Raw genomic sequence first — 21,546 nt, forward strand, 5'->3', positions numbered from 1 at the left:
CGCCGTGGGGTGAGCCAGGACGCCGTGGGGTGAGCCAGGACGCCGTGGGGTGAGCCAGGACGCCGTGGGGTGAGCCAGGACGCCGTGGGGTGAGGGAGACGGTCAGCCCAGGGCCGACCGGACCAGCGCGACCTCCTCGGCGTGCGAGGTAGCGTCACCCGGGGTCTCCAGGACGACGGGGCAGTCGGCGGCGCGGGCGACCTCCACCAGCAGCTCCAGCGGGATCTCCCCCGACGCCAGCGGTGCGTGCCGGTCGCGGCCGGAGCCCTGCGGGTCGCGGCTGTTGTTGAGGTGCACCAGGTCGACGCGGCCGGTGATCGCCCGGACGTCGTCGACGGCGGTGGCGAGGTCCCAGCCGGCGGCCCACGCGTGGCAGGTGTCGAGGACGAACCCGGCCCCGAACTCGCCGACGGCGTCCCACAGCCGGGCGACCGCGCCGAGCTCGCGGGCCATGGCGTTGTCGCCGCCGGCGGTGTTCTCGATGAGCAGCGGCAGCGGGAAGCCGCCGTCCTCGGCCTGCCGGACGAAGGTCTTGCGCCAGTTGTCGAACCCGGCGGCCGGGTCGTCCTTGGCCAGGACGTGCCCGCCGTGCACGACCATCCCGCGGGCGCCGATCGCTGCCGAGGCCCGGGCGTGCACCGCCAGGTTCTTGCGGCTGGGGATGCGGATGCGGTTGTTGGTCGAGGCCACGTTGAGCACGTAGGGCGCGTGCACGAAGACAGCGACGTCGGAGGCCAGCAGGTCCCCGGCGTCGGGACGGGGCGGCGGCGCCTTCCAGCCCTGCGGGTCACCGAGGAAGACCTGCACGCCGTCGGCGTCCATCTCCGCCGCCCGGGCCAGCGGGCCGCCGTCGTCGAGCTCGTTGTCCTCGGTCAGGCCGGGGCCGACGTGTACGCCGACGGGGTGCGTGCTCACACCGGCGACGGTAGTCAGGGACGGCGGGGGGACCCACCCCGCGGCGCTGGTAGCCTGGACCCCGCGCGTCCGTCCGCCGTCCGGCGGGAACGGGCGCGCGACGCGTGTACGACCCTCCTGCTGCAGACGTCCTGCAGCCGCCACAGACCAGAGGAGGTGGGGTTCTCCGTGCGTCACTACGAACTGATGGTCATCCTCGACCCCGACCTGGAGGAGCGCACGATCGCTCCCTCCCTCGACCGGTTCTTGACCGTCGTCACCAACTCCGGTGGCACCGTCAAGACCGACATCTGGGGCCGGCGTCGCCTGGCCTACGAGATCAAGAAGCACGTCGAGGGCATCTACGCCGTCGTCGACATCCAGGCCGAGCCCGCGGCGGTCGCCGAGCTCGACCGGCAGCTCAACCTCAACGAGTCGGTCCTGCGCACCAAGCTGATGCGGCCCGAGGTCCACTGAGCATGGCTGGCGAGACCGTCATCACCGTCATCGGCAACCTGACCTCCGACCCGGAGCTGCGCTTCACGCCGTCGGGTGCCGCGGTGGCCAACTTCACCGTCGCCTCGACGCCGCGCACCTTCGACCGGCAGTCGCAGGAGTGGAAGGACGGCGAGGCGCTGTTCCTCCGCTGCAACGTCTGGCGGCAGGCGGCCGAGAACGTGGCCGAGTCCCTCACCCGCGGCTCGCGGGTCATCGTCTCGGGGCGCCTCAAGCAGCGCTCGTTCGAGACGAAGGAGGGCGAGAAGCGCACCGTCATCGAGCTCGAGGTCGACGAGATCGGCCCCTCGCTGCGCTACGCCACCGCGAAGGTCACCCGTGCCTCCCGCGGTGAGGGTGGCGGCGGTGGCGGCTTCGGCGGTGGTGGTGGCGGCTTCGGCGGCGGCGGCGGCGGTGGTGGCGGCGCGAGCGACCCGTGGTCGACGCCCGCCGGCCCGTCCGACGAGCCTCCCTTCTGAGCAAGGACCCCTCTGCCCCCACACCTCGCTGACGCTCGGCGTGGGGCCCTGCAGAGGGGCCAGTTCCATCCCGTCACTTCCTGGAGAACCCAGTGCCCAAGCCCCCCGTGCGCAAGCCCAAGAAGAAGGTCTGCCAGTTCTGCAAGGACAAGGCGACCTACGTCGACTACAAGGACACGACCCTGCTGCGGAAGTTCATCTCCGACCGCGGCAAGATCCGTGCCCGCCGCGTGAGCGGCAACTGCAGCCAGCACCAGCGGGACGTCGCCACGGCCGTCAAGAACAGCCGTGAGATGGCCCTGCTGCCCTACACCTCGACGGCGCGCTGACCATGAGCACCCAGAAGCTGATCCTGACGCAGGAGGTCACCGGTCTCGGGTCCTCCGGTGACACGGTGGAGGTCAAGGGCGGGTACGCCCGCAACTACCTCCTGCCCCGCGGCCTGGCCATCGTCGCCACCCGCGGTGCCGAGAAGCAGGTGACGTCGCTGCGCCGGGCGCGTGCCACCCGCGAGGTGCGCTCGCTCGAGGAGGCCCAGGCCCTGGCCGGGCGCCTCTCCGGGCTGGACGTGCGGGTGCCCGCCCGCGCCGGCGACGGTGGCCGTCTCTTCGGCCGCGTCACCACCGCCGACGTCGCCGCGGCCGTCACGGCCGCCGGTGGCCCGGAGCTCGACCGCCGCCGCATCGAGCTGCCCAGCAGCATCAAGACCACGGGCCAGCACACCGTCACCGTGCGGGTGCACCCCGAGGTCACCGCCCAGCTGCCGATCGAGGTCGTCGCCGGCTGAGGCAGGTCTCCACAGCGGAGCCCAGGAGGGGCGCCGGACCACGGTCCGGCGCCCCTCCTGCCGTTCCGGACGGGGGTCAGCCCCCCGGCGCGGCGCCCCGCCGGCCGGCTGCCCGCAGCACCAGCAGCCCGCCCACCGCGGGCACCAGCCCCCGCAGCCGCACGCCGCGCGGCAGCGGCAGCTGCCGGGCCAGGACCGCGGTGACCAGGTAGGCGGTGCCGTGCAGCGGCCCGACAGCCGACGCCAGCGGCGCCCAGTGCACGGTGGCCAGGTCGACCAGCAGCACCGCGAGGGTGGCCGGCTCGACCGTCGTGGCGAGGGCCAGCCAGCGGGTCGGGGACTCAGACACCGGTCGTCGAGCCCGGCCGCACGACCATCAGCACCACGACGACCACCCAGACCAGGTTGAAGGTCCCCGAGGCCGTCGCCAGCCGCCGCACCCGCGCCCCGACGTCGGTGCGCGTGCCCCCCGGCGGGAGTCCGCCCTCGGCGGCGCCGAGCACCTGCTGCTGGCCCGGCAGGACCGCGCCGACCAGCACGCCGGCGGCCAGCAGGGTGAGGGCCATCGCGGCCAGGACCCACGTATCGGTGAGCACCCCCAGCGAGCTCGCCGTCGCGATGCCGAACACCGGGACGGCCAGCGACAGGACGGCGTACACCCGGGTCACGCGGTGCAGCAGGCGCAACGCGGGGACCGCGGCGGCGTCGCCGGCCAGCGCCTGCCGGCCGTAGCGGGGGAACAGGCTCACCGCGACGGTGACCGCGCCGACGAAGACGACGGCCACGACGACGTGGACGCTGAGCAGCACGGCAGCCATGTACCCACGGTATCAGCCAGGCTGAAACAACGGGGACTGCGACGATCGACCGGTGACGGGACCACGGGGGACGGCGGGCCGGCCGCCGGGCGGCACCGCGATGGCGCTGGTGGTGGCCGGCCGCGCGATGGAGGACCTGGTCGCCGGGCGGCTCGCGCCTCTGGGGCTGTCGCTGCGACTCTTCGGCGCGCTCGGGCACCTGGCCCGGGACGAGGGCCTCTCCTACACCGAGCTCGCGCGCCGGGCGCGGGTGACGACGCAGAGCATGCACGCGACCGTCGGCCGGCTCGTCGACCTCGGCGCGGTCGAGCCCGCCGGACCGGGCCGTGGCCGGCGGGCCGGGCTCCGCGTCACCGAGCGGGGGCGGCGGCTCCTGGCAGACGGCCACGACGCGGTGGACGCACTCGACGCGGAGCTGACCGCCGCCCTCGACCGCAGCGGCGGCGCGCTGGACCTGCCGGCCCTGCTGGCCGTCCTCGGGCTGGCCGGGCGGCTCCCGGGCGGCTGACCCGGCCGCGCCCGGCCGCCGGCGTCCAGGGGCGCCTCAGGGCGGCGTCGTGCCCATCTCCTGGCGGCCGACGACGGACAGCAGCTCCAGCTGGCCGGCGGCGTGGCTGCCGGGCGGCGCGGTGAAGAACAGCAGCCGCTGCCGGCCGTCGTCGCTGACCAGGCGCTGGCAGTCGAGCTCCACGACGCCGAGGGACGGGTGCACGATCCGCTTGCGGACGGTGCGCCGGACGGCCACGTCGCCGCTGTCCCACAGGGCGCGGAACTCGGCGCTGGCCGTCCGGAGCCGGGTCACCAGGTCGTCGGCCTCGGCGTCGTGACCCCGCCGGGCGACGGCGGCGCGCAGGTCGGCGGTGAGCTCGCGGGAGTGGCGCGCGTGGTCCTCCGCAGGGTGGACGTCGCGGGCCGCGGGGTCGGTGAACCAGCGGTGGACGAAGCTGGCCGCCGGCCAGGTCCGTGGTCCCCCGTCGCCGAGCAGCGCCTCGGCCATGTCGTTCTGCGCCAGGGTCACCTCGAGGTCGGTGACGACCCGCGCCGGCGTCGTCCCCAGGCGGTCGAGGAGGGCGAGCATCGCCGGCTGCACGTGCGTCGTCCCGCCGGCCGACGGCGGCGCGTGGCCGGCCAGGAGGAAGAGGTGGTCGCGCTCGTCGGCGCCCAGCCGCAGGGCGCGTGCGAGTGCGGCGAGGACCTGCGGCGAGGGGTGGCGGGCCTTCCCCTGCTCGAGCTCGGTGTAGTACTCGACCGACGCCCCGGCAAGGCGGGCCACCTCGTCGCGCCGCAGGCCGGGGACGCGGCGCCGCGAGCCGGCCGGCAACCCGACGTCGGCCGGGCGGACCCGCGCGCGCCGGGAGGCCAGGAAGCTGCCGAGTTCCGCGGGGTCCACCGGTCCAGTCTCCCGGTCCGCCCGGCGGCCGGGCCAGGGGGACGGTCGGACATCCCGGGGAGAAGCGTCACGGGCGGTGACCGGCCGACGGCTGTGACCGCTGTTCCGGGCGGGACGACACGACACGCCCGGGCGCCCGCCGCGCCCGTCTTTCTCGTGTCCACAGCCGGTGGGCGGCCCGCGCGCAGGTGACACCCGCAGGACCGCGGGATGTCCGGCCGGTGTCCCGCTCGTCTCCACATGTCGACTCGGGCTGTCCACCGACTTGTCCACAAGTTGTGCAGAACCGGGTGCACACCGGTGTTGGACGCGCGGCCGACGGCTTCCTACCGTCCTCCTCGGTACCAGGGGCCGGCGGGAACTGTCGGTGGTCCCCGGTAGCAAGTCCCTCGAACGCACGTTCGAGGACGGACGTCGCGCGTCCCTGGTGCTTCCCCCACCCGGGCCCTGGCCGATCCGGCCAGGGCTCGTCCGCGCGCGCCCGCGAGCAGAGGGAGGTATCCAGGTGGCGGTGGCCGACGACTTCAGCCGGCCGCGGGCGACGGCGCCGGAGTACGACCGGCAGCCGCCGCAGGACGTCGCGGCCGAGCAGTCGGTGCTCGGCGGCATGCTCATGAGCAAGGACGCGATCGCCGACGTCGTCGAGGTGCTGGCCGGGCCGGACTTCTACCGCCCGGCGCACCAGGTCATCTTCGACTGCATCCTCGACCTGTACGGGCGGGGCGAGCCGGCCGACGCGATCACCGTCGCCGCCGAGCTCAACCGCACCGACCAGCTGTCGAAGATGGGCGGCGCGGTCTACCTCCACACCCTCATCGCCTCGACCCCGACGGCGGCCAACGCCGGCTACTACGCCGCGATCGTGGCCGAGCAGGCGGTGCTGCGGCGGCTGGTGGAGGCCGGCACCCGCGTGGTCCAGCTGGGCTACGGCGCGGCCGGCGGGCGCGGCGACGTGGACGACATCGTCGACCGCGCCCAGCAGGAGATCTACGACGTCACCGAGAAGCGCATGAGCGAGGACTACGCGCGCCTCGAGGACGTCCTGCAGCCGACGATGGACGAGCTCGACGCCATCGCCTCCCGCGGCGGCACCGCCCGCGGCGTCCCCACCGGCATCCGCGACCTCGACGAGTTGACGAATGGTCTGCAGGCCGGGCAGATGGTCGTCATCGCCGCCCGTCCCGGTGTGGGCAAGGCGCTGGCCCTCGACACCCCGATCGCCACGCCCACGGGCTGGACGACGATGGGCGAGGTCGCCGTCGGCGACCGGGTGCTCGGCGCCGACGGCCGCCCGACGACGGTCGTGGCCGCCACCGGCGTCCTGACCGACCGGCCCTGCTACGAGGTGCACTTCTCCGACGGCTCGGTCGTCGTCGCCGACGCCCTGCACCAGTGGGTGACCACCGACCGCGCGGCACGGCGGCTCGGCGAGCGCGGGGAGGCCCGGGTCCGCACCACCGAGGAGCTGGCCCGCACGCTGCGCTGTGCCACCGCCGATCGACGCCTCAACCACGCCGTGGTGAACGCCGAGCCGCTCGACCTGCCCGCTGCCGACCTGCCCCTGCCGCCGTACGCGCTGGGCGTCTGGCTGGGTGACGGCACGTCGGCGGCTGCGCAGTACACGAGTGCGGACCCGGAGATCGCCGCCTACATCGAGAGCGAGGGCCTGGTCGTCGTCCGCACGGGTGTCGACCGGCGCTACTCGCTGCGCCTGCCCGCCCGTCCCGCCCCGGCGGAGCGACCGTGCCCGATGTGCGGCGAGCCGTTCGTCCCCCGGACGTCGCAGGTGCAGACGTGCGGGAAGACCTGTGGCGGTGCCCTGCGCGCCCGTGGCGGCGTCGGACGGCAGGCCGCCTGCCCCGACTGCGGTGGCCCGTCGAGCGGCCTGGCGCAGTGCCAGGACTGCCGCGACGAGCACGGCACCGTGAAGGGCCTCCTGCGCACCCTGGGCGTGCTCGGCGACAAGCACATCCCGGCCGCCTACCTGCGGGCGTCGGTGGCCCAGCGGCGGGCGCTGCTCGCCGGCCTGCTCGACACCGACGGCACGGTCACCGGAGGGGGCGCCGTCCAGTTCGCCGTCACCAACCGCCGGCTCGCCGAGGACGTCCGAGAGCTCATCGCGAGCCTGGGGCACCGCGTGCGGATGAGCACCGAGCGCGTGCGGGGCCGGTCCGAGGCGTCGTCGACCTGCTACACGCTGACGTTCAGCACCGACGACGAGGTCTTCCGGCTGGAGCGGAAGAAGCTGCTGCACAAGGAGCGCGGCGCCCGCACGTTCACCGCCCGTGGCGTCCGTTTCGTCACCGACGTCCGGCCGGTCGCCAGCGTGCCCGTGCGGTGCATCCAGGTCGACGCGGTGGACTCGCTGTTCCTCGCCGGCCGCGGCTTCATCCCGACGCACAACTCCACGCTGGGTCTGGACATCGCGCGGTCGGCGACGGTGAAGCACGGTCTGCCCGCCGTCATCTTCTCGCTCGAGATGAGCAAGCACGAGATCACCATGCGTCTGCTGTCGGCCGAGGCGAAGGTTCCGCTGCACCACATGCGCGCCGGCACGCTGTCCGACGAGGACTGGTCGAAGCTGGCCCGCCGGATGGGCGAGGTGGCCGACGCGCCGCTCTACATCGACGACTCGCCGAACATGACGATGATGGAGATCCGGGCCAAGGCGCGGCGGCTCAAGCAGCGCAACGACCTCAAGCTGGTGGTCATCGACTACCTCCAGCTCATGACGTCGGGCAAGCGCGTCGAGAGCCGTCAGCAGGAGGTCTCGGAGTTCTCCCGCGCGCTCAAACTGCTGGCCAAGGAGCTCGAGGTCCCGGTCATCGCGATGTCGCAGCTCAACCGTGGGTCCGAGCAGCGCCAGGACAAGAAGCCGATGCTCTCCGACCTCCGTGAGTCCGGCTGCCTGCCCGCCTCGACTCGCGTCCTGCGGGCCGACACCGGCGCTGAGACCACCATGGGCGAGCTGTTCACCAGCGGTGCGACCGACGTCCCCGTCTGGGCACTGGACGACAACCTGCGGTACGTGCGCCGGCACCTCACCCACGTCTTCTCGACCGGCCGCAAGGACGTCTTCCGCCTCACCACGTCGTCGGGCAAGACGGTGCGGGCCACGGCGAACCACCCGTTCCTGACCTACGACGGCTTCCGGCCGCTCGGCGAGCTCGCGTCCGGGAGCCGCATCGCCGTTCCACGGCACGTGCCCGCGCCCGACCGCATGACCGTCTGGGAGGACGAGCGGGTCGTCCTGCTCGCCCACCTCATCGGCGACGGCAGCTTCGTGCGGCGTCAGCCGCTGCGCTACGCCTCGATCGACGAGGAGAACCTCCGGGCGGTCACGGCGGCGGCGCTGCACTTCGGGGTCGTGGCCGTGCGCGACGAGTACGCCGCGGCCCGCTGCACCACGCTGCGGCTCCGATCCCCCTTCCCGCTGACCCACGGCCGGCGCAACCCGATCGCGGCGTGGCTCGACGAGCTCGGCCTCTTCGGCCTGCGGAGCCACGAGAAGTACGTCCCCGAGCCGGTGTTCTCGCTCCCGAAGAAGCAGATCGCCACGTTCCTCCGTCACCTGTGGGTCACCGACGGTTCGGTCACGGTGAACAAGGACGGCCGTGGCGGACGCGTGTACTACGCCTCGACCAGCCGCCGGCTCGTCGACGACGTCTCCCGCTTGCTCCTGCGCTTCGGCATCTCCTGCCGCGTCCGCCGCGTGCAGAAGGCCGGCTACCGGGACGGCTGGACGCTCGACATCAGCGGCTGCGACGACCAGCGGCGCTTCCTGGGCGAGATCGGTGTCCACGGAGCCCGCGGTGAGGCCGCCGAGCGCCTGCTGGGGATCGTCCGGGAGCTGTCCGGCAACCCGAACGTGGACACCGTTCCGGTGCAGGTCTGGGAGCGCGTGCGGGCGGTCCTGGAGGAGAAGGGCATGAGCCACCGGGCCTTCGCCGCCGCCATGGACTCCGCGTTCTGCGGCAGCACCATGTGGAAGCACGCTCCCAGTCGCGAGCGGTTGGGACGGGTCGCGGCGGTCCTCGACGACGCGGACCTGGAGATCCAGGCGGTCAACGACCTGTTCTGGGACGAGGTCGTGTCGATCGAGCCGGACGGAGCCGAGGAGGTCTACGACGCCACGGTGCTCGGTGGCCACAACTTCGTGGCCGAGGGGATCGTCGTCCACAACAGCATCGAGCAGGACGCCGACATGGTGATGATGATCCACCGCGAGGACATGTACGAGAAGGAGTCCCCGCGGGCCGGCGAGGCCGACATCATGCTGGTCAAGCACCGCAACGGCCCGACCGCGAACGTGACCGTGGCCTTTCAGGGCCACTACAGCCGCTTCGTGGACATGGCCACCTGAGCCATCCGACCCACCGAGCCGAGGGGGCCCGGGACCCGTTGCGGTCCCGGGCCCCCTCGTGCGTCCGTGCCCCGGTGCTGCCGTGTTCCACGTGGATCACCGCGCTCCTGCAACACTTCGCGCGTTTGTGATCGGGACCACCGTCGCGTAGGAAGAGGCGTCCTCCCACCCCACCTGGAGATGCCTGTGCAGCAACGACGCTGGCACCGGGCGACCTCGTCGCTCCTCGGTGCACTGGCCCTCACGGCCACCGTGGGGGTGACCGCCACCCCGGCGGCCGCCACCCCGCACAAGGCCGAGCCCCTCTCGGTCTTCCCGTCCGACACCCTCACCGTGCGCGACCCCGCCCAGATCACCGGGCGGCGGGTGAACCTGCCGCTCGAGGGCTGCGGTCAGCCGATCGCCTGCGGCCTGGTCGCGGAGCTCAACGAGCTCGACGGCTTCGACCTCGACCCGCGCATCGCCGTCCGCTTCAGCGGACCGGTGGACCCGGCGCAGGTCGCCGCGCGGATCACCGTGCAGGAGGCCCACGGTGGGTGGCGCACCGGCGTCGACCGCGTGGTGTGGGACCCGGCGACCAACACGCTCTACGCCCACCCGGCCGAGCAGCTGGCGCCGTCGACGACGTACAAGCTCCGCGTGCAGGGCGGTCCGGCGAACAAGGCGATCCACGACACCTTCACCACGCTGAGCGCCACCGACGGCCTGCTCGACATCCGCGAGCAGATCGACACCGGGACGGCGTTCGACGCCACCGGGATCACCCCCGGCCTGCGCGTCGAGGGCGTCTTCCCGGTGGCCGGCACCACCCTCGCCTACCGCGGGGACGACCGCGACGCTCCGACGCCGCCGGCGACCGACCCCACCCCCGTGCCGACGCAGCAGCTGCTGCCGGACAGCACGCTGGTCTTCGGCTCCTACGAGGCGCCGTCGTGGCTGCAGCCCGACGTCACCATCGCCCAGACCCCGACCCGCGACGACGGACCGGCCCCGGTCGGCCCGGAGCGGCTGGGCTTCGTCGCCGTCCTGCCGCCCGGTCCGGCGCCGGAGGGCGGCTGGCCGACGGCGGTCTACGGGCACGGCTTCACCGGCTCGACGGCCAACGTCTTCCTCGCCGCGACGGCCAACGCCCGCGCCGGGATCGCCACCATCGGCACCAACGTGGTCGGGCACGGCTTCGGGCCCGGGAGCGTCTACGAGGTGACCCGGAACGGGGTGACCACCGAGGTCCCCGCCTACGGGCGAGGGGTGGACCAGGCCGACGCCAACACCACGATCGGCAGCACCGAAGGGTCTTCGGCCACCGGCGCCGCCTCGGCGCTGGGCTCGCGGGACGCCCTGCGGCAGACCGCCGCGGACGTCATGACGCTGGTCCGCTCGGTCGGCACCCTGGCCGAGGGCAGCGTCGGCACCCCGGCGCTCTCCGGGGAGGACGTCACCTACTTCGGGCAGAGCTTCGGCGGCATCTACGGCACGCTGGTCACCGGTGCCGACGACGCGGTCGCCCGCTCGGTGCTCAACGTGCCGGGTGGCCCGATCACCGAGATCGTGCGCCTGTCGCCGTCGTTCCGCCTGCTGACGACGCAGACGCTGCAGGCGGCCGGGCTGCTCAACCGCCCGGACCTGGCCCCGTACTACTTCCAGGAGCAGCTGCCGCTGCGCGGGCAGGGACCGGTGACCCTGACGGTGCCCGGGGCGGCGGCCATCCAGGAGTTCCTGGCCCGGACCACCTGGCTGTTGCGGCCCGGCAGTCCGGAGACGTTCTCCCCGCTCATCGAGCCGGAGCGCGTCCTGGTCCAGGTCGCCTTCGGTGACCAGACGGTGGCCAACCCGACGTCGTACACCCTCGTCGACGCCGGCGACCTGTGGTCGCGGACCAGCCTCTTCCGCAACGACATCTCGCCGACGCCGCTGCCCAACCCGCACTCGTTCCTGCTCACGCTCACCGACGAGTCGGCGCTGCAGGGCCAGGCGCAGGTGACGGCGTTCCTAGGTGCGGGTCAGGTGCTCGACCCCGACGGGCCGGGGCCGGTCTGGGAGGTGCCGATCGGGGACCCGTCGGTGCTGCTGCCGCTGAACTACCCGTTCCCGGCGATCGACGACCAGTTCTGACCGGTCGCTGAACACCGAGGGGCCCGGGACGGATCATCCGTCCCGGGCCCCTCGTGCACGTGCGTCAGGCGGCAGCCATCATCGCCTGCTCGCGCATGAGCAGGCGGCGCTCCTTGCGGCTGCCGGTGGTCATCTTCCACAGCTTGCCCAGCTGCGAGGGCAGGTTCCGGGCCGTGGTGTTCTGCAGCCAGCCGTTGGGCAGGGACAGCCGGATGATCTTGTGCCAGGCCGAGCCGACCTGCTTCGGCAGCGGAGCGGTGTGGTAGTTCAGGCCGTAGCGGTCGAACAGGTCGCGGATCTTCGGCGCGATCTCGGCGTACCGGTTGCTCGGCAGGTCCGGGAACAGGTGGTGCTCGATCTGGTGCGACAGGTTCCCGGTCATGACGTGCATCGCCTGGGAGCCGGAGATGTTGGCCGAGCCGAGCATCTGGCGCAGGTACCACTCACCGCGGGTCTCGCCCTCGATGGACTTCTTCTCGAAGGTCTCGACGCCCTCGGGGAAGTGGCCGCACAGGATGACCGAGTTGGTCCACAGGTTGCGCACCGTGTTGGCGGTGAAGTTCGCCGCCAGCGTGGCGAGGAAGTTCGGGCCCGACAGCAGCGGGTGGATGAGGTAGTCCTTGCGGACCTGCCGGCCGATCTTGACGAGCACCTGCTTGGCGCGCGCCCGGAACTCCGGGTCGCCGGTCTGCTTCCTGGCGATGACGGCGCCGAGCTCGAGGTCGTAGGCGGCGATGCCGTACTCGAAGAAGCACGCGTTGATGAAGCTCCACAGCGGCTGGCCGAGGTACATCGGCGTCCACGGCTGGTCCTCGTCGACGCGCATGATGCCGTAGCCGAGGTCGTTGTCCTTGCCGATGACGTTCGTGTACGTGTGGTGCAGCTCGTTGTGCGAGTGCTTCCACTGCTCGGCCGGGCTGGCCATGTCCCACTCCCACGTCGTGGAGTGGATCTTCGGGTCGCGCATCCAGTCCCACTGCCCGTGCAGGATGTTGTGCCCGATCTCCATGTTCTCGAGGATCTTGGCGATCGACAGGCCCACGGTGCCGAGGACCCACGCCGGCGGGAAGCCCGACGCCAGCAGCACGGCCCGGCTGCCCAGCTCGATCTTGCGGTGCACGTCGATGACCTTGCGGATGTACCGCGCGTCGGACTCGCCGCGGCTGTCGATCACGCTCTGCCGGATGTCGTCGAGCTCCTTGCCGATGAGCTCGATGTCCTCGGGGGTCAGGTGCTCGATCGGGTTGTCGGACTTCTTCTGCAGCACGGTCATGTCGGTGCGGCTCCTCTGGTCTGGGGAGGTCAGTGGTCGATGTCGCAGGCGCCGGCGGCGGCGCTCACGCAGGTCTGGACGAGGACGCCGTCGCCGGGGGCGGCGGTGGTGACCTCGCCGGTGCGCAGATCGCGGACGGCGCCCTCGCGCAGCGGGAGGACGCAGCCGTAGCAGATGCCCATGCGGCAGCCGCTGGGCATGAGGACGCCGGCCTCCTCGGCGGCGTCGAGGATCGGGGTGGCGCCGCCGGCCTCGAGCGAGGTGCCGTTCTTCGTGAAGGTCACCGTGCCGCCCTCGCCGGTGACGAGCACCTTCGGGCGGAACCGCTCGGTGTAGAGGCGGTCGGCGATGCCGGCGGCGGCCCAGTGCTGCTCGAGCATCTCGAGCATGCCGACCGGCCCGCAGGCCCAGGTGGCGCGCTCGGCGAGGTCGGGGACGAGCTCGGCGATCGCGCCGGCGTCGAGCATCCCGGCGGTGTCGGTGTGCTGCTCGACCAGCCGGATCCGGCCCTCGGCGGCCAGCTGCCGCAGCTCGGCGCCGAAGACGACGTCGTCGGCGGTGGGCGCGGAGTGCACCAGCACGACGTCGGTGAGCTCGGGGTGGTTGCGCAGCATGCCCATGACGGGGGTGATGCCGGAGCCGGCGGTGACGAACAGCGCCTTGGCCGGCCGCTGCTCCGGGAGGCAGAACTCGCCGGTGGCCTGGTCGAGGTGCACCAGCGTGCCCGGCCGGACCGAGCGCACCAGGTGGTTGCTGACCTTGCCGCCCGGGATCGCCTTGACGGTCACGGTGAAGCAGCCGTCGGTCCGGCCGAGGTCGGAGGTGATCGAGTAGGCGCGCCACATGCGGACGCCGTCGACGTCGATGCCGATGCGCACGTACTGCCCGGGCCGGTGCGTCTGCCAGTCGGAACCGGGTCGGATGAGGACGGTCGCGGCATCGCGCGTCTCGGGCAGCACCGCCTCGATGCGCCCGCGCAGGGCGGCACCGGAGCGCAGCGGGTCGACGAGGTCGAGGTAGTCGGCCGGCAGCAGCGGCGTCGTGACGAGTTCGGCGACGCGCAGCACGCGGTCGCGCAGCGCCCGGAGCGCCGGCTTGGCCGCGGTCGGGCGCGGAACGGTCGCGGTCATGTTACCTACAGTTCCCTGCGGACCAGGTAATCACCTGTGCTCTGCACGTGAACGTCGCGGCGGATACTGTTCGCTGCGAACAACTGAGGTCACGGGGAGGTCGCGTGACGCCGGGGCAGGACACCTTCACGCCGGAGGTCGCGGCGGCGATGACGGCCGAGCTGCCGTCGGTCGCCGAGCGCACGGTGGCCGCCATCGTCGTCGAGGTGCCCAGCTATGCCGAGGCGTTCCGGGGGCCCATGGGCCGCAAGATCGAGAACGCCGTCCAACTGGCCCTCGGCGGCTTCCTGGAGCTCGCGACGGCGACCGGCGGGGACGCCAGCCGGCCGGTCGACCGGGCGATCGAGGGCGCCTACTCCCTCGGCCGCGGTGAGGCGCGCACCGGGCGGCCCATGGACGCGCTGCTGGCCGCCTACCGGGTGGGCGCCCGCGTCGCGTGGCGGCACCTGAGCGAGACGGCGGTGGCGGCCGGCATGCCGGCGGGGTCGCTGGCCCGGTTCGCCGGCATGGTGTTCGCCTACATCGACCGGCTCTCGGCGGCCAGCGCCTCCGGCCACGCCGACCACCTGGCCGCCAGCGGCCGCGAGCGGCGGCGTCTCCTCGAGCGCCTGGCGGAGCTGCTGCTCACCGGCGCGCCCCCGTACGAGCTGAACGTGGCAGCCGAGCGGGCGGACTGGCGGCCGCCGCGCACGCTCACCGCCGTCCTGCTGCCGGAGGCCGGTGCCCGCGACGCGACGTCGGTGCTCGACGCCCGCACGCTGCAGGCCGGTGAGGACCTGCCCGGCTCGGAGCCTTCCACCGAGCGGGCGGTCCTGCTGGTCCCCGATGCCGAGGGCCGCGCGCGGGCGGCGCTGCTGACGTCGCTGGCGGGGCGGGACGCCGTCGTCGGGCCGCCGCGGCCCTGGCAGGAGGCGCGGTCGTCCTACACGCGGGCGCTGCGGGCGCTGCAGCTGGAGCTGGTCCCGGACGGCGACGCGCCCGTCGACACCGAGCTGCGGCTGGCCGACCTGGTGCTGCGGGCCGACGCCGACGCGCTCGCCGACCTGCGCGCCCAGGTGCTCGGCCCCCTCGACGGCCTCGCGCCGGCGCCGCGGGAGAAGCTCCTGGAGACGCTGCGCGCGTGGCTGCTGCACCACGGCCGCCGCGAGCAGGTGGCCGCCGAGCTGTTCGTGCACCCGCAGACGGTGCGCTACCGCATGGGCCAGCTGCGCGACCTGTTCGGCAAGCGCCTCGACGACCCGCAGACCGTCCTGGAGCTGACCCTGGCGCTGGGCGCCCGCTGACCGGGGACGGCGACGATCACGGCGCGGTGACCGGGATCGAGTGGTCAGGGGTGGTCACGGCGCCGTGATCGCGGGCGGGGGTCCGCGGGCGGGCAGGGAACTGTCACGGCGCACCCAGGGATCTGTCAGCGGGCGGGACCACTCTGAGCCCGTCGCGGCACCGCACCGGCGCCGCGGGAGCGAGGAGGTCCGCCGTGTACCGCAGCACCGAGACCGTCGGCCGGCACGCCTGGGTGCGCACGCCGCGCCTCCCGCTGCCGCCCGAGCTCACGGCCGACGTCGCCGTGGTGGTGGCGCGGGCCGCGCTCGACGAGGTCCCCGGCGCCACGATCGAGTGGCTGGAGGTCGACGGCGACGGCGTCTTCACGGCGCACCTGCGCGGGGCCGGCGGCGAGACGCTCGTCGTCCACCTCGACGCCCACCTGCACGTGGTCGACGGGCTCGCCGAGGCCGGCTGACGCGGCTCAGGAGGGACGCAGCACCGCCACCAGGAAGTCCGACTCCGCGGTGAACGGGTGCAGGTGCCAGCTCGACAGCAGCAGGTCCGGCTCGAGCCCGGCGGCGCGGGCGTCGGCGAGGAAGACGGCGAAGTCGTAGTCGCGGCCGGCACCGAAGCCGACGACGGCCCGTCCACCGTCGGCCAGGTGGGTGCGGAACCGGCGCAGCACCTCCACGCGGGTCGACGGCGCCAGGAAGGTGACCACGTTGCCGGCGCACACGACCGCGTCGAACCGGTCGGGCAGCTCGAGCTCGGCGAGGTCGCCCACCAGCCAGCGCGGCCCGGGGTGGTCCTCCTCGGCGGCCGCGATCAGCACCGGGTCGACGTCGACCCCGACGACGTCGTGCCCCACCGACGCCAGGTACCCGCCCACCCGGCCGGGGCCGCAGCCGGCGTCGAGCACCCGCGCGCCGCGCGGCAGCATCGCGTCGACCAGCCGGGCCTCGCCGACGATGTCCATCCCGCCGGCGGCCAGGTCGCGGAAGCGCTGCACGTACGCGGTCGAGTGGCCGGGGTCGGCCTCCGTCATCCGCACCCAGGCGCTCGGCTCCGTCACAGGACCACCGTCACAGGACCACCGTCATGCGCCCATCGTCGTCGGCCGCCAGTCCGGCGGGTCGCCCGGGTGCAGCGCGGGGTCGTCGGCGGCCAGCGTCCGCACCGGCCCGGGCGGGGTCAGCGGCCCCTCGAAGCGGACGGTGACCCGGCCCAGCCCGCGGCCCCACACCCACCCCGGCCCCAGCTCGTCGTGGACGACGTCCTGCCCCGGCCACCAGCGCCGGTCGGCCGGCGGCTCGGGCGCGGCCGGGGCCTCGACGGCGATCCCGGACGCCTCCTCCTCCACCGGGGAGTCGTCGGCGAACAGGTCGCCCTGCGCGTACTGCGACAGCCCCGAGACGCCGACGCCGATCAGCCGCAGGCCGCCGCCGTGGCCGGCCTCGGCCAGCAGCCGCCGGGCGGTGGTGGCGACCTGCCGCGCGTCGTCGGTGGGCTGGGGCAGGGTCTGCGAGCGGGTCATGGTCGTGAAGTCGTAACGGCGCAGCTTGAGGGTGACCGTCCGCCCCGACAGCGCCGAGTCCCGCAGCCGTTCGCCCACCCGGGCGGCCATCGCGTCGATGAGCCGGTTGAGCTCGGCCAGGTCGGTGAGGTCGCGCTCGAAGGTCGACTCCTGCGACACGGACTTGGCCTCCCGCTCGGCCACCACCGGGCGCTCGTCCTCCGCCCGCGCCAGCTGGTACAGCCCGGTGCCGTGCGCGCGGCCGGCCAGGGTGACCAGGTCGGTCAGCGACTTGGCAGCCAGGTCGGCCACCGTCCGCACGCCCACCTGGCGCAGCCGCTCGGCGGTGGCCGGCCCGACGCCGCCCAGCCGGGTCACCGGCAGGGGGTGCAGGACGTCGAGCTCCGAGCCCGGCGGGACGACGACAAGGCCGTCGGGTTTGTCCAGGTCGGAGGCGATCTTCGCCATGAGCTTGGAGCTGCCGATGCCGACCGAGCCGGTGACGCCGCCGGTGGCCGCGGCGATGTCCGCCTTCAGCCGCCGCGCGAGCTCCGTGACGCCGTCGACGGAGAGGTCGGAGCCGGGACCGGCGGCCAGGTCGACGTAGGCCTCGTCGATGCTGACCGGCTCCACCAGCGGCGACAGCTCGCGCAGCAGCGCCATGACCACCTCCGACGTCCGCCGGTAGGCGCCGAAGCGGCCGCCGAGGAACGCCGTCCCGGCCGGGCAGCGGCGCCGGGCCTCCGCCGTCGACATGGCCGAGCGGGCGCCGTACGCGCGCGCCTCGTAGGACGCGGTCGCGACGACGCCGCGCCCGCCGGTGCCGCCGACGACGACCGGCCGGCCGCGCAGGGACGGCTTGTCGCGCTGCTCGACGGCGGCGAAGAACGCGTCCAGGTCCAGGTGCAGGACGCTCGCCTCCCGCCGCACGGGGCCGATTCTCCCCGTCCGTTGCCGGGCCGTCGCGCACCCGGCAGGCTCCGGGCGTGGGGGACCGGCGCGCTCAGTTCGACGCCGCCTACGCCGCGGCCCTCGCCCGCTGGCCGGTGCCGGTGGCCTCCCGCGAGGTGGGCACGCGCTTCGGCACCACCCACCTGCTCGTCAGCGGGGCGCCGTCGGCTCCCCCGATGGTGCTGCTGCCGGGCGGCGGCGCGACGGCGCTGGCCTGGGCGGGCGCGGTGCGACTGCTGGCCGCCGTCCGCCGGGTGCACGTGCTCGACCCGGTCGGCGACGCCGGCCGCAGTCCCGCCACCACCCCGGTGGCCGGCGCCGACGACGTCACCGAGTGGCTGGCGCAGGTCCTCGACGGGCTGGGCCTGGACGCGGTCGACCTGGCCGGGCACAGCTACGGCGGGTGGCAGGCACTGACGTTCGCCCTCGACCGCCCGGGCCGGGTCCGCCGGCTGGCGCTGGTCGACCCGACGACCACCTTCGCCGGCTTCTCCCCCGGCTACCTGCTGCACGCCGTCCCGGTGCTCACCCGGCCCACGGCCGAGCGGCTGCGGTCGCTGGTGCGCTGGGAGACCGGCGGCCGCCCGGTCGACGCCGCGTGGCTCGAGGTCGCCGCCGCGGGCGCGGAGCTGCCGACGGCGCCGCCGGTGCGCACCCGCCGTCCCGACGCCGCCCGGTTGGCGGCGCTGACGGTGCCGACCCTCGTGGTCGCCGCCGGCGACGGCCGGGCCCAGGACCCGCGCCAGGTGGCCCGCGGCGCCGCGCGGACCATGCCGCAGGCCGCGGTGGTGACGCTGCCCGGGGCCACGCACCACACGCTCCCGGCGGGCTCGGAACGGGCGGTCACCGAGTTCCTGCGCTGAGCGTCAGCCCAGCGCCAGCACCAGGCAGACGGTGAGGAGCACGAGGGCCACGGGCGTCATCACCAGGCGCTCGGGCCGGCTCCGCGAGATCGCGTTGAGCGCCACGCCCAGAGCCAGGTAGCCGGTGAGGACCCAGATGCCGACGCCGGCCACGCCGTCCGGTAGCAGGGAGGTCGCGCCGGCGGCCTGGAGCATCAGCAGGGCGAACAGGGCGTACAGGACGACGGACACCACGCTGCCGGCGCGCAGCCGCGGGGGCAGGACGACGTGCTGCCCGCCCCACGCGAACGGGCCCAGCGGTGCCCCGGCGACCAGCGCCAGCTGGAAGACGGCGAGGGCGGCGAGCAGGGCGACTCCGACGGCGGCGACCGTGATCACGGCCGGCACGGTAGCGGCAGGCGGGCCGCCCTGGGTGGGCGTCCGGAGGCCGGGATGGTCCTCCGGCGCCGGGCCGGGGCGACCGTCACGACGCTCGACGACCCCGCCCTGCGGGGCGGCCCGACCACGGACCAGCCCCACCTCCTGGTGGGCGCCCGCGGCCCCGTCCTCAGGCGTCGGTGAGTGCGGCGGGCGGCAGCCAGTCGGCGTCGAGGAGATCGGCGATCTCCTGCAGCGAGGAGGTGTCCGCGCCCGCCGTCGACCCGCTGACGGCCAGCCGCTCGACCATCACCCGTGCCACCTGCTCCTCGACGGTGTCCGCGGCGAAGGCGACCCGCCACGGCGACACCTGGCCGTCGCGGTGGGTGCGGCCGGTGACCTGGCGGGCCTGGATGCCGGAGAACCGCGGCTGGTGGAACAGGCCCACCCGCGGCGGAGCCGACGCCGTCGCGCCGGAGGGCAGCAGCTCGCCGGCGTGCAGGCTGATCGAGGCGGTCACGGTGAACACGCACACCGGCGCCGCGCCGGTCTGGAACCGCAGCCGCTCGGCCTCGACGTCGAACCGGTCGCGGCCGTAGATCGAGGCGACGGCGACGCCGGAGTCGAGCAGCGCCTCGCGGATCGGGTCGGCCGCCGTCTCGACGAACTCCACCGACACCGCCACCTGCCGCTCCGCCTCGACCTGCGCCCGCACCCAGTCGACGGTCGCCTGCACGCGGATCAGCCCGGCCTTCTGGCGGAACCGCAGCAGCGCGGCGCGGCCGCGGGCGCTCTGCCGCGCGCGGCGGGCCAGCTGCATCTCGGCGCGGAACTCCTGCCACTCCGACTCGTAGGCCGCCCGCTCCGCCGGGGTGAGCGCGACCGGCGTGCCGGTGACCGACACCGGCCCCCACGGTGCCGGGCGGTGCAGCGTCGCCGGCGGGTCGGCCGGACCGTCCCCGCCGGCCAGCCAGCCCTGCAGGCGGCCGAGGTCGGCGCGCCGGGCGTCGGCGTCCTCGGTCCACGTCCAGCCGTAGCGGCCGCGTTCCACGTGGAACCCGTGCTCGGCGAGCTTCGCCGGGAGGTCGGCCCAGGCGCGCAGCGGCTCGTCGTGGACCTGGGCGAACTGCGGCGCGAGGTAGGGCAGCTCCATCGGGGTGTGCGCCGGCGTAGCGGTGGCGGCGACGACGAACGGGGCCTCCTTGGCGCGGGCAGCGCCGGAGACGGCCCGCCAGTGCTTCCAGCGCTGCGTCGTCGTGTGCCGGACCATGTGCGCCTCGTCGGCGATGACGACGTCGAACGACAGCGCCGCGACCTTCGCCAGCCGGTCCCAGGTGGTCACGCACCAGCGCAGGCCGCCGTCACCGAAGCCGGCGATCGAGCGGGTCCAGTGCGGGACGGTGATGGCGGCCGGGCGGTCGGCGACGACGAGGACGCGCTCCCCGCCGCGCAGCTCGCAGATCTCCCGCGCGGCCATGACCGCGGTGCCGGTCTTGCCGACGCCGGGGTCGTCACCGAGCAGGAACACCCGGTGCCCGGCGGCGGCCGAGGCGACGACGGCCTCGGCTCCGGTGCACTGCTCCTCGCGGGGGACGAGGGCCCGCGCCTCCGGCAGCGGCCGCGGCGTCTCGTTGAGCTCGTCCTCGAGGAAGCGCTCGAACGTGTACGGCGGCGGGTCGTAGGGCGTCAGCGCCGGCGGGAGCTGCGCACCGACCCACACGTGCGCCTGCAGGCCGGCGTGCCAGACGGCGCCGGGTGCCGGGGCGCGGAAGGGCACGGCGAGCACCCACACGCGCTCCCCCGGTCCCGCGGTGGGCAGGTCGGGGACCGCCGGGCGGCGTGCGGCACTCCGCCGTCTCGTCGTCCGGCGCTTCGTGGTGGTGGCGGCACGGCGCCGTCCGGGCATGCTGGGTCCTCCCCGCGGTCGTCCCGGGCACGGTAGGTCGCGGGAGCCCGGGGATCTGGTGGAATCGCCGGGTGACCTCCGACGAGCGGCTGGCGTCCCGCACCGTCGGGGAGGCCGGCCCGCACGTGGTGTTCGTCCACGGCCTGTTCGGCCAGGGCCGGAACTGGACGACCATCGCCAAGGGGCTGGCCGACCGGCACCGGGTGACGCTGCTGGACCTGCCCAACCACGGGCACTCACCGTGGACCGACCGGGTGGACTACGTCGACATGGCGGGTCTGGTCGCCGCGGAGCTGGAGTCCCTCGGCGAGCCGGTGACGCTGGTCGGGCACTCGATGGGCGGCAAGGTGTCGATGCAGCTGGCGCTGCGCCGGCCGGAGCTGCTGCGCGGGCTCGTCGTCGTCGACATCGCGCCGGTGGAGTACCCGCTGACCGGCGGGCGCACCGACGACCCCGACGAGGAGGCCTCGCCGTTCGGGGCGTTCATCGCGGCGATGCGGGCGGTGGACCTGGCGGCGCTGCGCACCCGCGAGGACGCCGACCGGGCGCTGCGCGAGGCGGTGCCGAGCACCATGGTGCGGTCCTTCCTGCTGCAGAGCCTGGTCCGCGAGGGCCCCGTCACCGACGCCGACTCGGGCCGCTGGCGGTGGCGGCTCAACCTCGAGCTCCTCGAGCGCGACCTCGGTGAGCTGCGCGGCTTCCCCGACCCCCCGACGGGCGCGGTCTACGAGGGGCCGGTGCTCTGGATCGCCGGCGCGAACAGCACCTACGTGCTCCCCGACGACCGGGCGCGCATGGACGAGCTCTTCCCCCGCACCCGGCTGGTCAAGGTCAGGGACGCCGGGCACTGGGTGCACTCCGAGCAACCGGAGGTCTTCCTGCGGACCGTGCGCGCCTTCCTCGACGCCGTGGAGGGCTGAGCGTCCGTCGTCAGTTGCTCGTCGTCCAC

The 21,546-nt window shown here is 74.4% G+C and carries 21 protein-coding genes; 11 read left to right on the forward strand and 10 right to left on the reverse strand.

Going from position 1 to position 21,546, the window contains the following annotated elements; translation table 11 throughout:
• Window positions 1-102 precede the first annotated feature (102 nt).
• A complete protein-coding gene (locus tag BM165_RS12810) occupies window positions 103-915 on the reverse strand; it encodes a deoxyribonuclease IV (protein ID WP_075013943.1) in 813 nt (270 codons plus the stop codon).
• Between the two features lie 168 nt (window positions 916-1,083).
• On the opposite strand from BM165_RS12810, the gene rpsF reads away from it, so the two are divergent.
• From rpsF to rplI, 4 genes are all read left to right on the forward strand, one after another.
• On the forward strand, window positions 1,084-1,371 hold the full coding sequence (rpsF, locus tag BM165_RS12815; protein WP_075014203.1) for a 30S ribosomal protein S6: 288 nt from the start codon (window positions 1,084-1,086) through the stop codon (window positions 1,369-1,371).
• A 2-nt stretch (window positions 1,372-1,373) separates the two neighbouring features.
• Window positions 1,374-1,868: a single-stranded DNA-binding protein gene (locus BM165_RS12820; protein WP_075013944.1), complete on the forward strand. Its 495-nt coding sequence runs from the start codon at window positions 1,374-1,376 to the stop codon at window positions 1,866-1,868.
• 92 nt (window positions 1,869-1,960) lie between these two features.
• Window positions 1,961-2,197, forward strand: coding sequence for a 30S ribosomal protein S18 (gene rpsR, locus BM165_RS12825; protein ID WP_014378671.1), 237 nt, complete (start codon window positions 1,961-1,963; stop codon window positions 2,195-2,197).
• Window positions 2,198-2,199: 2 nt separating this feature from the next.
• Window positions 2,200-2,655: a 50S ribosomal protein L9 gene (rplI, locus tag BM165_RS12830; RefSeq protein ID WP_075013945.1), complete on the forward strand. Its 456-nt coding sequence runs from the start codon at window positions 2,200-2,202 to the stop codon at window positions 2,653-2,655.
• A gap of 76 nt (window positions 2,656-2,731) precedes the next feature.
• On the opposite strand, the gene BM165_RS12835 is transcribed toward rplI, so the two are convergent.
• Complete coding sequence (locus BM165_RS12835) at window positions 2,732-3,004, reverse strand: hypothetical protein (RefSeq protein ID WP_075013946.1); 273 nt, start codon at window positions 3,002-3,004, stop codon at window positions 2,732-2,734.
• A complete protein-coding gene (locus BM165_RS12840; RefSeq protein WP_075013947.1) occupies window positions 2,997-3,473 on the reverse strand; it encodes a hypothetical protein in 477 nt (158 codons plus the stop codon). The genes BM165_RS12835 and BM165_RS12840 overlap by 8 nt, the downstream gene beginning before the upstream one ends.
• A 52-nt stretch (window positions 3,474-3,525) precedes the next feature.
• On the opposite strand from BM165_RS12840, the gene BM165_RS12845 reads away from it, so the two are divergent.
• A complete protein-coding gene (locus BM165_RS12845) occupies window positions 3,526-3,981 on the forward strand; it encodes a MarR family winged helix-turn-helix transcriptional regulator (RefSeq protein WP_208976730.1) in 456 nt (151 codons plus the stop codon).
• A gap of 36 nt (window positions 3,982-4,017) precedes the next feature.
• On the opposite strand, the gene BM165_RS12850 is transcribed toward BM165_RS12845, so the two are convergent.
• On the reverse strand, window positions 4,018-4,863 hold the full coding sequence (locus tag BM165_RS12850) for an MmyB family transcriptional regulator (RefSeq protein ID WP_075013948.1): 846 nt from the start codon (window positions 4,861-4,863) through the stop codon (window positions 4,018-4,020).
• A 505-nt stretch (window positions 4,864-5,368) separates the two neighbouring features.
• On the opposite strand from BM165_RS12850, the gene BM165_RS12855 reads away from it, so the two are divergent.
• Both BM165_RS12855 and BM165_RS12860 read left to right on the forward strand, forming a co-directional pair.
• On the forward strand, window positions 5,369-9,226 hold the full coding sequence (locus BM165_RS12855) for a replicative DNA helicase (RefSeq protein ID WP_075013949.1): 3,858 nt from the start codon (window positions 5,369-5,371) through the stop codon (window positions 9,224-9,226).
• Window positions 9,227-9,484: 258 nt separating this feature from the next.
• Window positions 9,485-11,338 (forward strand): Ig-like domain-containing protein, encoded by a 1,854-nt coding sequence (locus tag BM165_RS12860; protein ID WP_143108153.1) that lies wholly within the window; start codon window positions 9,485-9,487, stop codon window positions 11,336-11,338.
• A gap of 64 nt (window positions 11,339-11,402) precedes the next feature.
• Here BM165_RS12860 and BM165_RS12865 read toward each other — a convergent pair whose 3' ends face one another.
• Together BM165_RS12865 and BM165_RS12870 are read right to left on the reverse strand one after the other, a co-directional pair.
• A complete protein-coding gene (locus tag BM165_RS12865) occupies window positions 11,403-12,611 on the reverse strand; it encodes a fatty acid desaturase family protein (RefSeq protein ID WP_075013951.1) in 1,209 nt (402 codons plus the stop codon).
• 29 nt (window positions 12,612-12,640) lie between these two features.
• Window positions 12,641-13,741 (reverse strand): ferredoxin reductase, encoded by a 1,101-nt coding sequence (locus BM165_RS12870; RefSeq protein ID WP_075013952.1) that lies wholly within the window; start codon window positions 13,739-13,741, stop codon window positions 12,641-12,643.
• Window positions 13,742-13,845: 104 nt separating this feature from the next.
• Between BM165_RS12870 and BM165_RS12875 the strand changes: the two genes are divergently transcribed.
• Together BM165_RS12875 and BM165_RS12880 are read left to right on the forward strand one after the other, a co-directional pair.
• Window positions 13,846-15,024 (forward strand): PucR family transcriptional regulator, encoded by a 1,179-nt coding sequence (locus tag BM165_RS12875; protein ID WP_244274208.1) that lies wholly within the window; start codon window positions 13,846-13,848, stop codon window positions 15,022-15,024.
• A 194-nt stretch (window positions 15,025-15,218) separates the two neighbouring features.
• A complete protein-coding gene (locus BM165_RS12880) occupies window positions 15,219-15,482 on the forward strand; it encodes a hypothetical protein (protein WP_075013953.1) in 264 nt (87 codons plus the stop codon).
• Between the two features lie 6 nt (window positions 15,483-15,488).
• Here the strand turns inward: BM165_RS12880 and BM165_RS12885 are convergent, their stop codons facing one another.
• Together BM165_RS12885 and BM165_RS12890 are read right to left on the reverse strand one after the other, a co-directional pair.
• Window positions 15,489-16,079 (reverse strand): class I SAM-dependent methyltransferase, encoded by a 591-nt coding sequence (locus BM165_RS12885; protein WP_075013954.1) that lies wholly within the window; start codon window positions 16,077-16,079, stop codon window positions 15,489-15,491.
• Between the two features lie 24 nt (window positions 16,080-16,103).
• Window positions 16,104-17,450 (reverse strand): DNA polymerase IV, encoded by a 1,347-nt coding sequence (locus BM165_RS12890; RefSeq protein ID WP_075013955.1) that lies wholly within the window; start codon window positions 17,448-17,450, stop codon window positions 16,104-16,106.
• Between the two features lie 56 nt (window positions 17,451-17,506).
• Here BM165_RS12890 and BM165_RS12895 point away from each other — a divergent pair, with 56 nt between their 5' ends.
• Window positions 17,507-18,334 carry an alpha/beta fold hydrolase gene (locus BM165_RS12895; RefSeq protein ID WP_075013956.1) on the forward strand — a complete coding sequence of 276 codons (828 nt, stop codon included), beginning with the start codon at window positions 17,507-17,509 and terminating at the stop codon, window positions 18,332-18,334.
• A 3-nt stretch (window positions 18,335-18,337) separates the two neighbouring features.
• On the opposite strand, the gene BM165_RS12900 is transcribed toward BM165_RS12895, so the two are convergent.
• Together BM165_RS12900 and BM165_RS12905 are read right to left on the reverse strand one after the other, a co-directional pair.
• Window positions 18,338-18,712, reverse strand: a complete 375-nt coding sequence (locus BM165_RS12900) for a hypothetical protein (RefSeq protein WP_075014206.1) — start codon at window positions 18,710-18,712, stop codon at window positions 18,338-18,340.
• A 169-nt stretch (window positions 18,713-18,881) separates the two neighbouring features.
• Entirely contained in the window at window positions 18,882-20,597 is a 1,716-nt protein-coding gene (locus BM165_RS12905; RefSeq protein WP_075013957.1) for a DEAD/DEAH box helicase, read from the reverse strand.
• A 71-nt stretch (window positions 20,598-20,668) separates the two neighbouring features.
• Here BM165_RS12905 and BM165_RS12910 point away from each other — a divergent pair, with 71 nt between their 5' ends.
• The gene (locus tag BM165_RS12910; protein ID WP_075013958.1) at window positions 20,669-21,517 is read left to right on the forward strand and encodes an alpha/beta fold hydrolase; all 849 of its coding nucleotides are present in this window, start codon (window positions 20,669-20,671) and stop codon (window positions 21,515-21,517) included.
• The last annotated feature ends 29 nt before the right edge of the window (window positions 21,518-21,546 follow it).

Origin of the sequence: Geodermatophilus obscurus (assembly GCF_900115395.1) — a bacterium.
GTDB lineage: Bacteria > Actinomycetota > Actinomycetes > Mycobacteriales > Geodermatophilaceae > Geodermatophilus > Geodermatophilus obscurus_B.

Bases quoted from the DNA above. Each gene is read 5' to 3' on its own strand.
- BM165_RS12865 (WP_075013951.1), bottom strand. From the start codon at position 12,611: ATGACCGTGCTGCAGAAGAAGTCCGACAACCCGATCGAGCACCTGACC.
- rplI (WP_075013945.1), top strand. From the start codon at position 2,200: ATGAGCACCCAGAAGCTGATCCTGACGCAGGAGGTCACCGGTCTCGGG.
- BM165_RS12820 (WP_075013944.1), top strand. From the start codon at position 1,374: ATGGCTGGCGAGACCGTCATCACCGTCATCGGCAACCTGACCTCCGAC.
- BM165_RS12905 (WP_075013957.1), bottom strand. From the start codon at position 20,597: ATGCCCGGACGGCGCCGTGCCGCCACCACCACGAAGCGCCGGACGACG.
- BM165_RS12840 (WP_075013947.1), bottom strand. From the start codon at position 3,473: ATGGCTGCCGTGCTGCTCAGCGTCCACGTCGTCGTGGCCGTCGTCTTC.
- BM165_RS12870 (WP_075013952.1), bottom strand. From the start codon at position 13,741: ATGACCGCGACCGTTCCGCGCCCGACCGCGGCCAAGCCGGCGCTCCGG.